Annotated in this window: 9 protein-coding genes and 1 pseudogene; 8 read left to right on the forward strand and 2 right to left on the reverse strand. The window is 60.0% G+C overall.

The genetic code is table 11. The features are described from left to right. Window positions 1-977, reverse strand: a 977-nt coding sequence (locus QRM95_RS20880; protein WP_285249333.1) for an enolase C-terminal domain-like protein, incomplete at its 3' end; no start/stop codon positions are given. Between the two features lie 963 nt (window positions 978-1,940). Continuing rightward, on the reverse strand, window positions 1,941-2,789 hold the full coding sequence (locus tag QRM95_RS20885; protein ID WP_350223897.1) for an SDR family NAD(P)-dependent oxidoreductase: 849 nt from the start codon (window positions 2,787-2,789) through the stop codon (window positions 1,941-1,943). A 528-nt stretch (window positions 2,790-3,317) separates the two neighbouring features. On the opposite strand from QRM95_RS20885, the gene QRM95_RS20890 reads away from it, so the two are divergent. The 8 genes and pseudogenes from QRM95_RS20890 to QRM95_RS21120 all read left to right on the forward strand — a co-directional run. Then, window positions 3,318-4,088, forward strand: a complete 771-nt coding sequence (locus QRM95_RS20890) for an IclR family transcriptional regulator (RefSeq protein WP_285249335.1) — start codon at window positions 3,318-3,320, stop codon at window positions 4,086-4,088. A gap of 169 nt (window positions 4,089-4,257) precedes the next feature. Further along, complete coding sequence (locus QRM95_RS20895; RefSeq protein WP_350223898.1) at window positions 4,258-4,851, forward strand: zinc-binding dehydrogenase; 594 nt, start codon at window positions 4,258-4,260, stop codon at window positions 4,849-4,851. 931 nt (window positions 4,852-5,782) lie between these two features. Continuing rightward, on the forward strand, window positions 5,783-6,289 hold the full coding sequence (locus QRM95_RS20900; RefSeq protein WP_285249336.1) for a VOC family protein: 507 nt from the start codon (window positions 5,783-5,785) through the stop codon (window positions 6,287-6,289). Between the two features lie 342 nt (window positions 6,290-6,631). Next, on the forward strand, window positions 6,632-6,778 hold the full coding sequence (locus QRM95_RS20905; RefSeq protein ID WP_285249337.1) for a hypothetical protein: 147 nt from the start codon (window positions 6,632-6,634) through the stop codon (window positions 6,776-6,778). A gap of 418 nt (window positions 6,779-7,196) precedes the next feature. Then, complete coding sequence (locus QRM95_RS20910) at window positions 7,197-9,404, forward strand: alpha-ketoacid dehydrogenase subunit alpha/beta (RefSeq protein ID WP_285249338.1); 2,208 nt, start codon at window positions 7,197-7,199, stop codon at window positions 9,402-9,404. Window positions 9,405-9,434: 30 nt separating this feature from the next. Further along, entirely contained in the window at window positions 9,435-10,805 is a 1,371-nt protein-coding gene (locus QRM95_RS20915) for a pyruvate dehydrogenase complex dihydrolipoamide acetyltransferase (protein WP_285249339.1), read from the forward strand. A gap of 86 nt (window positions 10,806-10,891) precedes the next feature. Further along, the gene (gene aceB / locus QRM95_RS20920; RefSeq protein ID WP_285249340.1) at window positions 10,892-12,544 is read left to right on the forward strand and encodes a malate synthase A; all 1,653 of its coding nucleotides are present in this window, start codon (window positions 10,892-10,894) and stop codon (window positions 12,542-12,544) included. A 304-nt stretch (window positions 12,545-12,848) separates the two neighbouring features. After that, window positions 12,849-13,874 (forward strand): annotated as a pseudogene (locus tag QRM95_RS21120) (GNAT family N-acetyltransferase); the annotation flags it as partial. Window positions 13,875-14,310 lie beyond the last annotated feature (436 nt).

A 14,310-nucleotide genomic window follows, 5' to 3' on the forward strand; every position in this document is an offset into this window, starting at 1 on the left:
ACGATAGGGTCGGCTCCTACGTATCGCGGGATGGTTTCGATCATTGCGACACGAGTTGAAGTGTGTGAGAGCGGGTGGTGGATATGGGGCCAAACATGAGGGGCGACCCAGGCTGCCGCGTCTTCCGCGGCGGCGACACTCTTCATAGCGGCGGTGTATCCGCCGGTGGCCGTCGCGTCCGCCCGAAGGTAACTGACGCCGCCGTCCAACAGCGCGCGGTGTGCAGCCGGGGTCATTACATCTTCACCTGCAGCGGCAGGTGTGCCTGCTGCTCTTGCGAAGGCCGACACCATATCGCTCTCGTAGCTTGGAAAGGCGTCCTCGATGAACCGGAGTCCGCAAGCTGACAACCCTTCGCTGTATTGCACTGCCTCGTCGAGGGAGTGAAAGGCTCCATGGAAATCAGCTGCCAGCGTGACCCCGGATGGAAGGATCTGGTTTATGTCGCCGATCAGGTCCAGGTCGTGCTCGAGGTTATGGCCAGGGATGATGAGCTTGATGGTCCTATAGCCCTCGGCGACAAAACGCTCGATTTCCTCCACAACGGCCGACTTTCCTCTGGCTTCCAGGAAATAGCCGGCGACCGCCATCAACGGGACAGGCTCGTTCCGCGTTCCCATGAAGTCTTCGAGCGATTGCTGTCTGGACTTGGCATTTATGTCCCATAGGGCTATGTCGATCAGAGATGCTGCCCGGACGAGCGAGCCCCATCCAGGAGAGAAACGGCCTTTCAGGGTGCGCTGCACCTCGCCTGGCTCAAGCCCGAGGCCCTTTATCTGGGGGACCAGGATTTCGAGGGCCTCGATCAAGGGGGTGTGTCGTGTGTAGCCCACCGCCACACCCGTGAGCCCCGATGCGGCGGTCAACCGCAGGACGACATAGTCGCGGGTTTTGTAGGTTATGGGACCGAGCACCAGTTCGTAGGGCATGGGCAGCTGTACCAGCCATGCCTCGGCCGCAATGATCCGGTCAGTCATGGTGCACCGTTCCGTCCTGATCCATGCCACTCACTGGCTTTCCCCCTCCAGGGAGCAGAGTCAGAGTGAACCAGGATGACTGCGCACCCCCGGGCCCGAGAGTTAGGGCCTGGCCACGGTCGATCGCTCCTTTCAACCCATCAAAAGGCCAAGCGCGCTGGGGCTCAATCCCAATAATCCGGGCACGCCCGTACCAAGGGAACCCGTCAGCCCCATCGAGAGTCCACAACCAGAGGTGTGGATACGCATTGACATCCCACGCCATCGCTATGCTTGGAGAGGGCCCGTCCGGATGACGAAGTGCCGCCCACCCTTCGGGGAGGTCCTGAAGGTACACCAACCGCTCCGTCTGCTCTCCAGGAGAACGGCTCAGGTCTTCCCACGTTCCGTCTTGGCCACTGAGTCGTGGCCATTGCCCGGATTGGAGCAGATGGCCCCCGGCTTTGCTGGGTTCAATCTGAACCATCGATGGTGGCGCGTCAACCACGCTTCCTTCCGTGAGAGGGAACACCGGGTGATGGCCCCAGATAAAGGAGGCAGGCCTGATTCCTATGTTGTGAACTGCATCTTCGACCTGCACGGTAGGGGAATCTTCTAAGATCCGCACGGTCCTGGTCAGCTCGAGGGGGAGCCGTGAGCCAATCGACATTGTGCACGAGGTGGCGGTATGTTCGACCACCCGCGCCCGGGAGATTGAGCCCTCCCCATGGAAGGCAACCGGGAGGCCTTCAACGAGGCACTCCGCACCAGCATTCGGGAACAGCACCTGCCATCCGCCACGATACCCGGCCAACCAGTCGAGTTCGGTGGAGCCGTAACGGATATTTTGATCGGGCGGGTTGGGGCTCGTCCACGCATAGTGTGCCAGCCCGTTGTCTTCACCCGGGCGGGCGAAGCGTATTATTTCTCCTCCCCTTTCCGGGTCCATCACCAGTTCTGCGTGCTCATTTTCCAGAACTACGGTCATTTCGCCGGCTCCGCCGCGGCAAGACGTTTGTGGCCGACGGAACCGTTGAGCAGGAGGCCACCATCCACTGAGACCGTCTGGCCGGTTACATATCGTGCCGCCTCGGATGCGAAGAACAAGGCGACATCGGCAATCTCCTCCGGGGTGGCGATGCGGCCCAGGGGAATACGGTCGCGATAGGTTGCACGCACATCCTCCGTCCAGCTATCGGTGTTCAGCGGTGTCTCGGTGGCCCCGGGCGCAACAGAATTTACTGTCACGCCCAAGGGACCGAGTTCGACAGCCAACGAGCGAGTCAGGCCCGAGATGCCACCCTTGGCGACAACGTATCCTGTCATTTCAGTGGGTGGTTGATCAGCCACTACCGAGCTGATGTTTACTATGCTTCCTCGCCCCGCCGGAACCATGACGGCGGCAGCCGCACGTGCACCTCTGACATACCCCATCAGATTCGAATTGATAATGGCCATCCAGTCGTCATCTGTCATGGACAGAAACGGCTGGACCAGAAGGGCGGCCGCGTTATTGATCCACACGTCGATGGTGCCGAAACGATCCGAGACAGCGTCAGCCAGGCGGTCGACATCCGATGTCGACCCGGTGTCGCCTGTCAAGATCAGCGGTGTGCCGCCGGCTGCTGAGATTTCCGTTGAGAGACGCTCGGTAGCTTCCGGGTCACTTCCACGGTGGATGCCTGCCACGCAAGCCCCTTGGGCTGCAGCGCGTAGTGCGATGGCCCTCCCGATCCCTTTGGAGATCCCCGTGACCACTACAATCTGTTCCTTTTGCATCTGCATCCTTCCTGCCGACAAACGCGTCGTATCGTTGCTGCTTTTAGTGCCCATCAGGCAGCGTGTTCCCAGGACCAGCCCGGAGGGCGGCCCTGGCCAAGGAGTCCTCGCACAGAATCCTCTTGCCCAAGTCGAGGGTGTAGTTCCGACTGTTGGCTCCTGTTCGCCGTGCCCTTGCACGAGCGGCCGTCCAAGTTGCCTACGGCACGATATGTCAGAGGTCTAGTCATGGAGCATCGTTGCTTTCTCAGTGACGGCAGCTGGCAAGATTGCGGGAGTAACCTTGTCTCTATCTTGAATTCATTTCAAATAGTAGCGTCATATGCGTCAGATGTGAATCGCAGCACAATGAAAAGATGGAGCTGGGCAGGCTAGTGGGGGACGCTTGCCCACGGGGGTGGTGGTGTGCAGGCTCTTGGTGAACCCTGTCGGCGACCCCCGACCCGGCGAAGTGGCCAAATTGCGGCGGCTGGAGCACAGGGGCGACCCGCGACAACACAGGAACCCGAACGCGGGGCGTCCGGACGGCGCCACGGAACGCGACATGAAGCAATTCAATATAGTGAAAGGTAGACTAGAGCTGTGGTTACAAATATGGGAGACCCCGACCTCAAGAGTCAGACCCGCATCCAGTCGGTTAGCCGCGCGGTGCAGATTCTGCTTGCTGTTGCTGAATCCGAGGGCCTTCAAGCCAAACAGGTCTCCGAGCGCTTCGGACTGTCCCTACCCACTACCTACCACTTGCTTACCACGCTTGCGGCCGAGGGCATGGTGACAAAGGACGATCGGCGCTACTTCCGCCTTGGACCGAGGGCTGCGATCATCTCGGACGCGTATGCGCGGGCGGACGTTGTACCCTCCAACTATTCGCGGGCCATCAACTCCCTGGCGCAAAGCACTGGAGAAACCACCTATCTGAGCGTCTGGCGCGGCGGTGCTGTGAAGGTGCTGGCCACGGCAGAAGGTGCCCATGCAGTCCGCGTTGTCGGTTTGGATACCGGCTACTCCGATAATGTTCATGCTCGTGCAAGCGGCAAATTGCTGTTAGCTTTCGCACCCGTGGATGTCCGGGAGGCAGCAATAGAGCGGATGCGCTTTACGCCCCTCACCCCGAACACCATCACAAAGAAGAAAGAATTCCGCCAGGAACTCGAAGCAATACGTGAGCGCGGTTATTCTTTCGATCAACAAGAGTTTCAACTCGGAGTGGACTGCGTCTGCTTTCCGATCTTTCAGTCCGAGCACGTAGTCGCCTGCATCACGATCTCATCACCCTCCACGAGGTTTGTGGATACGAAGCAAGACCTTATCGCCAGGCTCGCTGAAACTACCGCCACGCTCAGCGTCAACTGAGGCGCACGTGGCCTATTGTGCAAACAGCAGTGATGGGTCAGGTCTCTTGAGGCGTTTGTGACCTGGCGGCCACCGCCGAACTTCTCGGGGCCAGTAGAGGTTTTCTGCACCATGGATCCGATCTTGAAGAGTTCGGCCCGGCATTTTCCTTGCTGAGTGGCAAATATCCGTGGGATACCACGCCGTAGAGCGATCCGGGGCTAAAGCCGGACAACTTGCCCTCGTTGGGGGCGCCGGCCCGATCGGTCTGCTGACGTCCGCCCTGTTAAAGGCTTTGGGCGTCACCGTCATCGTTTCAGAGCTCAGTTCCCTGCGCCGGAAGAAGGCCTCGGACGCGGGGGTCGCCGATCACGTTTTGGACCCCAGGGAGGTCGACGTAGCCGAGGAAGTTCGCAGGCTAACCAAGGGCCGGGGCGCCGACGTGGCATTTGAATGCAGCAGTGCACAAGCAGTCCTGGATACCCTTATTGACGCTCTCCGCCCGGCCGGAACCCTGGTCGTTATCGGAATTTGGGGAGATCGGGCGGCCATCGACTTATTTAAACTTGTCGTAAAGGAAATCGATCTACGTGGTGCCTTCGCGTACGTCAATTCCTACCCCGCCGTCATCGAACTGCTGGGCTCGGGAAGAATTGACCTTGAGCCGTTCGTGACGCATAAGATCGGCCTTGACGGGCTGATCCAAGAGGGCTTCAACACCCTGATCCACCACAGCGAAACTGCCGTAAAGATCCTTGTTTCGCCCTCGGGCAAGGGACTCTGAGACCGCAATCCTGTTTCCTCCGCTGGTCCCGCAGAGCATCCCCCATTTGCTGCCTCGACATGGTCCGGGCCGGTGACGGTCAGAACGGGCCCCGATGCCCGGGGATGGGCGCCGACGCCGATGAACCGGTCCGGGCAGCAGGAAAAGCGGCCTTCCCAGTTGTATGTTCGACCCTCTCCTCCTCTCCGGTCCGGGTGGTTAGAGCTGTGCAATCCGTGCGGCTTGGAGCCAAAATTCCCCGCTTCCAGGCAGCTGAATTTCATATTATGAAATAGAGTCAAAATAGTGATTGTTATTACAGTGTTTTCCCAGTATCGTGACACCACGAGGGCGCCTGCCCTACGCATAGAGAGGATCCAATGAAGAACCTACACTTCACGAAGATCGCTGCTAGCAGCCTCTCAGCAGTGTTTACCGCCGCATTACTTAGGGCCTGCACGCTCCTTCTTCTCAGAGGTGCCAATCGAGATCGTCCAGACTGGGCAAATTCATGGCGCCAATCTACGTGCAGAGCTATTTAAGGTCGTGCCGCCAGCCGTCCTACGTGGTGTGGCTGCGGCAGGCCTCATCTGCTTCATTTTCGCTTGGAACGAATAGTTCTTGGCGAACCTGCTGACGTCCTCGATGGCCAGAATTGCACCCCCGTTCCTGTCGAGCGTCGTTGACGGACGGGGACTATTCCTATCCGTACTTTCCGCTGCTTCAACGGTGGCCGTCTTCCCGGTGGCCGTCTTCCCGGTGGTCATCGCCGGTTGCTTCGCACAGAAGCAGCTAGTGCGCGCCCTCGCAATGGGAGCTATTAAGTAAGGGGGCACGCTCCTTCCAAACGTCGTAAGACACCAAAAAGGAAATTTGCTCGAAGGGCATGGGCGGCCAACTGAGCTGAAACGGCTCATCCTATGATCGGTCCGGAAGTAAGGATTACAGCACAATGGCAATCAATGAAAACCTTACCCAAGGTCTCGTCAGGGCACTCGGCCAAGGGGTAGACCAAGTAGCCCTTTTAGTTGAAGACCTGGAGAGCTCCGTCGAACTGTGGACTGGCCTGGGCATATCTGACTGGCGTATCTATACCTACAGCCAGGACAACATTGCCACTCCCACGTACCGCGGCAAGCCAGGAGAGTTCAAGTTCCGTTTGGCACTTGGTGGCAGCTCTCCCCAGGTGGAGCTTATTCAACCGTTGCGAGGGCCGAGTATTTACCACGACTGGATCGCCGAACATGGATACGGGCTTCATCACCTAGGCTTCTTCGTGCCATCGATCGAAAAGTCAATCGAAGAATTCGAAAACGCTGGTCTTGACGTCATCCAGTCAGGCCGGGGATACGGGGTGGACCTGGACGGCGGCTTTGCGTATGTAGACCTTCCAGGCTCACCACTGGTCTTGGAAGCGATCGAAGTACCAAAACGACGCCGACCGTCGGAAAGCCTATGACCACGCAGGCAATCCCCCTCGATCCTGCGGCTTGGAGCTAAACCTTGAGGACTACGGCACCAACCATCCCCAGTGGTCCCAGCTAACGGAAGCCGTTCTTTGCGTCTAAAGAGCTTGGCGAGCAGGATCTGCGCGCTCTCCTGTTCCTTCGTCGATTTGTCAGCGGATCGTCTTCCGATGAACTGGTCACTGCTGATGAGGGAAATTCCGTGTGATCCGCCCGGCTTCTGCATACGGGGCGCGGTTCAAAGGACGACAAAGTCGCCGCTGGTCTGGCATGCGTGGCGCAGGGGCCGGTCACGGTTTCCGCGGCCAGGGCATGAGTCCGTCGAAGTTGGCCTGGTGGAGATTCGAGGAGATGGCGGCTGGGCGTTGTTTCTAGTAGGCGGCGTCCATGACTCTCCAGAGTCCTTTGGCGGCGTCGGTGGCCACTGGGAGAAGCCCGAGGTCATCGACAACGACGAGTTCGTCGCGGAGGATTCCGGTTAAGGCCTTAGTGACGCTGTCGTCGGTGGGTATGCAATCCTCACTTCGGCCGGGGAAGTTCCGAGGCTCGCGCTGCCCTGCCCAGCCGCGTCTGCTGGTGCGTGATGGAGCGAACCTGCGATTCGTCCAAGACAAGTCCCTAAACCCAAACTTTCACTAAATGAATTTGGTTCCACATGTTGACCATGATCCTTGGACCATGCGAGTATTGCTTATCGTCCAATGAGGCACGTATTAGGGGCCCTTAAGGATGAGGAACACATGAATGCCACCCGCCGACGGACCCATTCGGTACTCCGCTTCTAGACCTACCCGTTAGCTGTTGTTCGCAAGCGGGCAAACGGAGGTCACGGGCACTAAATCCTCGTCTTGTGCGCTAAGTCATGCCGTCCGAGGACTTTTCATACCCGTGGAGAAATCAATGTCACGCAGCAAACCCCTGTCCCCTGATGTGGAATGGCTTGAGTTGGCCACGACGGCCCAAGACTGGAAAAAAGCTGATCCGTCCTTGCTGAAAACGATGCTTGTACAAATGCAGATCATCCGATCTTTTGAAGAATCTGTGCTGGAGCTCACTGCCGAAGGCCTTGTCCATGGCCCCGCACACTCAAGCATTGGGCAGGAAGGTGGCGCTGTAGGCTCTGCAGTGATGCTGCGCCCCGGCGATGGCGTCAACGGTTCTCACCGCGGCCACCACCAGTTCCTCGCCAAAGGGCTTGCTTATCTGGCGCGCACCACCGGTGGCACCATGGATCCGGTGGACCCGGTAAGCGCAGAGGTCCAGGCATATCTTCAGCGGACCTTGGCAGAAATTCTCGGCCTGGACCAGGGTTTCAGCCATGGACGAGGCGGATCCATGCACCTGCAGTGGATGGAAGCGGGGGCGCTTGGCACGAACGCCATTGTCGGCGGAGGTGTCCCACTCGCGGCCGGCAACGCCTGGGCGCAAAAGCATGCCCCTACGTCCGACGCAGGGACCGACATTACCGTTTCCTACTTCGGTGACGGGGCAACGAATATAGGTTCCGTCCTGGAAACCATGAACCTTGCGGCGGCTTGGAAGTTGCCACTTTGCTTCTTTATCGAAAACAACCTCTATGCCGTGTCCACGCACGTTTCGGAGGTCACGGCTGAATCACGTCTCTCCGGACGAGGCCCAGGATTCGGAATCCGTTCCTGGCGTGTAGACGGTATGGATCCCCTGGCTGTGCACCTTGCGATGGCACAGGCCACTGCGCACATGCGCTCAGGTGGAGGTCCCACGCTCATTGAGGTCGAGGTATACCGCTACCTCCACCAGAACGGCCCTTTCCCTGGCAGTGCCTTCGGCTACCGCACCAAGGACGAGGAGAACGCTTGGCATAAACGCGATCCCATCGTGCGCGTGACGAAGGAATTGAAAAAGCTCGGATATCTCGATGATGCAGTCATCACCCAAATGACAGACAAGATCAAACAAGCTTGCACCTTGTCCGTAACGGAACTGACCGAACAGGACCCGGACGGCAAGATCGGAAAGCGACGCATCCGACCAGCTCTATGGCCTGACGCATCCTTCGTCGATATCGGGGTCCGCAGCGATCTTTCAGAACTGGAATCTGCCAGGACGGAGGAAGAGTCCTCCTTCACCGGTGAGCTCGCGAAGGGCAAGTTCATTGATGCGATAGCCGATGTCATGCAGGCGCGCATGGACGCCGACAAGTCGATCGTGGTCATGGGCGAAGACGTCCACCGCCTCAAGGGTGGAACCAATGGCGCAACCCGCGGGCTCAAAGAAGCACACCCCGAACGGGTTCTGGGGACACCTATCAGCGAAAACGCGTTTGCCGGCCTGGCAGGTGGCATCGCTATGGACGGCCGATTCAAGCCAGTCATTGAATTCATGTACGCCGACTTCATGTGGGTCGCCGGCGACCAACTCTTCAATCAAATCGCCAAGGCAAGGCACATGTTCGGCGGCAGCGGAGATGTCCCCCTCGTCCTTCGCTCTAAAGTGGCCATGGGAACCGGCTACGGTTCACAACACTCTATGGACCCGGCCGGCATCTTCGCTACATCTGCCGGATGGCGAGTAGTAGCGCCCTCCACGCCCTTCGACTACGTCGGGCTAATGAACGCCGCCTTGGCAATCAACGATCCAGTGGTGATCATCGAACACGTTGACCTCTACACCAGCACCGGGACAGTACCGGTCCAAGACTTCGACTTCCAGATCCCCTTCGGCAAGGCCGCCATCCGTCGGACCGGTAAAGCCTTGACGATCCTGACCTACGGTGCGATGGTCCAGCCCACCCTTGATGCCGTGGGTGACACCGGAACGGACGCGGAGGTCGTCGATCTCCGCTGGCTCGACAAGGCAAGCATCGACTGGGACACCATTGAGGCCAGTATTAAAAAGACGAACAACATCCTTATTGTCGAGCAGGGCACCCGAGGAACGTCGTATGGCGGCTGGCTCAGCGACGAAATCCAACGACGGTGCTTTGACTACCTGGACTACCCGATCCAGCGGGTCTTAGGCGGAGAAGCCTCTCCCAGTATCTCAAAAGTTCTGGAACGGGCCGCCTTCGCCGGACGACCCGAAATAGCTGCAGCCCTGAAGGCCATCAAAGAAGACCAGGGCCTCTAGCAGAGCCCCAAGAAATCACTGGAGAAGATAATGCCCGCACTGATGAATATGCCGGAAGTCATGGCGAACGCCACGGAGGCGGCGCTGTCCACCTGGCTGAAACGCGAAGGCGATGAAGTTACCGTCGGCGAATCGATAGCAGAGGTGGAAACAGAAAAAGCCACCGTCGAAATCGAAGCCGAATCCGAAGGAATTATCGCCCGGCTGCTCGTGGAAGAAGGAACCAACGTCGACGTTGGTGCACCAATCCTCATTATTAGGGCTAGCGGTGACACCGACGCAGAAGTTGCTGCGCTTCTGGACAGCGTCCAGAAGCCGATCGACAGCACTGATAGCCCCTCCGGTACTGCCCCACAAGTTCCGAGCGAAATGACCCCCGCTGAGGCGACAGAAACCAACACACCCATTGGGGAAGGCCCCTTAACTCAAGAGCGAGATGTCACTCCTCCGCCTGTCAACACCGGCAACCGCCAGGACCACGGGCGCATCTTTGCTTCGCCTCTAGCCCGACGCGTTGCAAAGGACAACGACCTCGATGTAGCCTCCATCGCCGGAACAGGTCCGAATGGTCGAATCATACGGCGCGACGTCGAAAAGGCGGTTGAATCCAAGACATCCGAAACAGTTGATGCGTCCGCGGGAACCACAGCTTCGCCCCCCACCACCGTGACCCGCGCCACCCCACCGCAGCGTGCCGCAGCAGAGCAACCCTGTCCAGGAGTAGGACCTGTATCTGTCCCCCACAGCAGGATGCGTCGAGCCATAGCCCGGCGTCTCACCGAGTCGAAGAGTACCGTCCCCCACTTCTATCTCACCGCTGACGTCAAGATGGATGCTCTCCTGGCACTGCGGCAGCAGATCAACACCGCCGCCACACGGCGCATCACCGTCAATGACCTCATTGTCAAGGCGGCCGGCCTTGCCCTACACGATGTCCCCGAGGCCAATGTCAGTTGGACGGAGGACGCCCAACTGCAATACGCGACCGCAGACATATCCGTTGCCATCGCAGTGGACGGCGGCCTGCTGACGCCGGTCGTCAGGGCTGTGGAATCGCAGTCCCTCATCAGCATCAGCACCGCCATTGGTGACTTCGTCGAACGGGCCAAGGCCGGCAAGATCCGCCAAGATGAACTGGTGGGCGGGAGCTTTTCGATCACCAACCTTGGCATGTTTGGTACCAAGCAGTTCTCGGCGATCCTCAACCCGCCACAGTCAGCAATCCTCGCCGTGGGGGCGGCGGAACCCCGGGCCATAGTCAATGATGGGGAACTGGTCATCGCCAACATTATGACTTGCACCCTTTCAGCAGATCACAGAGTCATCGATGGGGCCGTAGCGGCGCAATGGATGAACGCCTTCAAATCGCGCGTGGAAAACCCCCTGACGATGCTCCTATGAATCCGCCGTTGGACGGACGAAGAGGGTCAGTTCCTCTGAATACGACACTTACTGCTCCCCGATTAGCCCCGGCCCAGGAGAACAAGATGAACAGCTTGACCGACAGCCTCACGATGAATGGCATCATCTGCACCGATCAACCCGTGTGCCGGCAGGACGAGGTGCTGACGCCGGACGCCCTGTCGTTCATCGCGAAGCTGCACCGGGCCACCGCCGACCGGCGGCAGGATCTGTTGCAGGCCCGCCGCACCCGGCGGGCCGATATTGCCGCCGGCGCCGACCCCCGCTTCCTCCGGGAGACCGAGCACATCCGGAATGATCCGTCCTGGCGGGTCGCTCCCCCCGCCCCGGGCCTGGAGGACCGCCGCGTCGAGATCACCGGCCCGGTGGACAAGAAAATGACCATCAACGCCCTGAACTCCGGTGCGAAGGTGTGGCTCGCCGACATGGAGGACTCTTCGACCCCCACCTGGCGGAACGTCATCAAGGGCCAGCTGAACCTGACCGACGCGTTGGAACGCCGGATCGACTTCACCACCGAAGAAGGCAAGGAATACAAGCTGAAGGCGGACAGCGACCTGCCCACCATTGTGGTCCGCCCCCGCGGCTGGCACCTGCCGGAAAAGCACATGCTCATCGACGGCCAGCCCATCGCCGGCGGCATCGTGGACTTCGGGCTGTTCTTCTTCCACAACGCCCGCCGCCTCCTCGCCCAGGGCAAGGGCCCCTACTTCTACCTGCCCAAGATCGAGAACCACCTCGAAGCCCGGCTGTGGAACGACATCTTCATCCTGGCCCAAGACCTGCTCGGCATCCCGCAGGGCACCATCCGCGCCACCGTGCTGATCGAAACCATCACCGCAGCGTTCGAGATGGAGGAGATCCTCTACGAACTCCGCGACCACGCCTCGGGCCTGAACGCCGGCCGCTGGGACTACATCTTCTCCCTGATCAAGAACTTCCGCACCCGCGGCCCGCGCTTCGTCCTCCCGGACCGCGGCCAGGTAACCATGACACAGCCGTTCATGCGCGCCTACACCGAGCAGCTGGTCCGGGCCTGCCACAAGCGTGGCGCCATGGCCATCGGCGGGATGGCCGCGGCTGTTCCCAACCGCAAGGACCCGGAAGCCAACGCCAACGCCCTCGAGAAGGTACGCGCGGACAAGACCCGCGAGGCCAACGACGGGTTCGACGGTTCCTGGGTGGCCCACCCCGACCTGGTGCCCGTCTGCCGCGAAGTGTTCGACGGTGTCCTCGGCAGCAAGCCCAACCAGCTGGACCGGCTCCGCGAAGACGTCACCCCCGATGACCGCGCCCTGATCAACGTGGCCGCCACCACCGGCACCATCACCGAGCAGGGCATCCGGAACAACATCGAGGTGGGCATCCGCTACATCGAGTCCTGGCTTCGCGGCAACGGCGCTGTAGCCATCCACAACCTGATGGAGGACGCCGCCACCGCGGAGATCTCCCGCTCGCAGCTGTGGCAGTGGATCTTCGCCCGGGCGATCACGGACCAGGGCGAGATCATCAGCCACGAGTGGGTGGAAGAACTCCTGGACGAGGAATTCGCCCGGCTGGAGCGCTTCGACGGCGACCGCTTCGAGGACGCCCGCGACATCTTCGAGGAAGTCACGCTCAGCCGTGAGTTCCCGTCCTTCCTCACCCTCCCCGCCTACGCCCGCTACCTCACGGAAACCCGCGAGAAGGCCACGGTCGAGGAGCTGGCAGCGGCCTGACCCAGCACAATTTCCGTTTGCCGGGCCCGCACGCCCTTCGCAACAGGCCCCCCGAAATCCGGGGCGCCGGCCCGGCGAACGGAAACCATCAATGCTTATGTAAGGCCCCCGATGAGTCAACAAGCGGCTCCGTCTAAGGCCCTCAAGTTATGGGATCGCTCTAGCATCGTCGAATCTTTAGAAGTCATGATGCAGAATTTCGCCGCAAGGTTTTACCTGCAGCCGCTTTCTAGTTACCCAGTCGGGGCCAATACCTTCAGTATTAGCTTGCGCCCGAAACCCTATGAACTGGACAGAGTAACCTTTGCAGATCAGGGGCTTCCACTCATCAGACCTTGACGGGAGCCAGCACCCCTGGGCGGTATTCAAGTCCCAAAGTGTCGAACCGGTTTACGCGCTCTCCGAAAGTCCTCGCATCCTGCGAAAAGGACCACGAGGTAGTGAGTGTGCAGTGTGTTCAGGTGCGGGCCGCAGTTGGACGCGCCGCCTAAGACCACTGCTGGATCGTTTTCCTCGCCACCGTGCCCGGACATCGCAGCTGAAGCATCGGCACCCCCTGCTCGCCGCGATCGAAACCCGCATGGCCCCGCACGGGCTCAACAAGCTCTCTGCCTAGATGCCGGAATCCGAAACCTGCTACAAAGAGTTCCTGGGACGCGGCTTCCCCCTTAGAAAGAACTTGCGCTACCTTGAACGGACCATCCCCGTCCAGCGCCAAGTACTCAGCGCGCTCGGCCAACTCGGCGGCCGCGTCCTGGCCCTGGACGTCTGGGAAATGTGGCTGGCACGCGGAATGAAAGGAACTGCTCGAACGCCGTCTGGTGCTGCCCCCTCGCCGATGCGGACCTGGCAGACGAATTCGATGTCGTGCCGCCGCGCGCCGTGGTCTTCTTCGGGCCGCCGGGCACAGGGGTAAACCACCTGCGCCAGAGCCATCGCCTCGCGTCTGGAGCGGTCCTTCGTTGAAGTTCTTCCCTCCCAGCGCGCCGAGGACCCGCCCTCCCCGCTGCAGGGAGTCACCAATGAACTCCTAAAGATGATCCGGTCTGCGCCGCGGCCGCTTCGACTGTGTCATCCGCATTGCCCAACCGCCAGGCGCCCGAAGACATGTGGCAGCGCTTCATCCCTGCCGTCGCGGTGGACATCAAACTCCTCGTGGAACGCACGGAAGGCTTCTCCACGGCGGACATTGAAATACGCCGCACGAAGCGCTTCCCAGCGGGCGCTGGAAAACGTTGTTTACGGCAATAACAGTGCTGGCGGGCTGGCTTCCAGCGGCACGGTTCCCGTCCGCGAGGCGGTACGCAAGGGATCCTCCACGCAAGACTATGCCTGTTAGCCCTAGTTAGGGCGGTGCACGGTCGGACAGACGCTTTGAGCTCCTTAACCAAAGCGTTGCCTGAGGCGTGCCAGTTCCGTTCTCGATCGCCTTCCGGGCTGGAACGCTGATCAGGTGTTACGTTGCGGGAACCTTGGATTTTGATACCAGCCTAGCCACGACCAGAACCCAGATCGTATGTTGGCAGGGAACACGAAGGAGACTGCTGCGGATCGCAGCCCGCAACAGTCTCCTTCAGCCTCAGCTGACGATGTAAGGCAGTCCTGTTTCAGTAACCATGAGCAGAACAGGGCAGGGCGTGCGCACGCTCCGGCTCCATGTCATGAGGAGAAGCCGAAGGACTTGCGCACTTCCTGTCCTTAGTGCGTACCTGCGTACCTTGGGCCGCTTTTTTCTTCAATGGTGCCCCCGCCTGCCGCTGATGCCT

It is taken from the genome of Pseudarthrobacter sp. efr-133-R2A-89 (assembly GCF_030209315.1).
Taxonomy (GTDB): domain Bacteria; phylum Actinomycetota; class Actinomycetes; order Actinomycetales; family Micrococcaceae; genus Arthrobacter.

Excerpts from the sequence above, each read along its gene's own strand:
- QRM95_RS20885 (WP_350223897.1), bottom strand. The coding sequence starts at position 2,789 with ATGGGCACTAAAAGCAGCAACGATACGACGCGTTTGTCGGCAGGAAGG.
- QRM95_RS20900 (WP_285249336.1), top strand. The coding sequence starts at position 5,783 with ATGGCAATCAATGAAAACCTTACCCAAGGTCTCGTCAGGGCACTCGGC.
- QRM95_RS20910 (WP_285249338.1), top strand. The coding sequence starts at position 7,197 with ATGTCACGCAGCAAACCCCTGTCCCCTGATGTGGAATGGCTTGAGTTG.
- QRM95_RS20915 (WP_285249339.1), top strand. The coding sequence starts at position 9,435 with ATGCCCGCACTGATGAATATGCCGGAAGTCATGGCGAACGCCACGGAG.
- aceB (WP_285249340.1), top strand. The coding sequence starts at position 10,892 with ATGAACAGCTTGACCGACAGCCTCACGATGAATGGCATCATCTGCACC.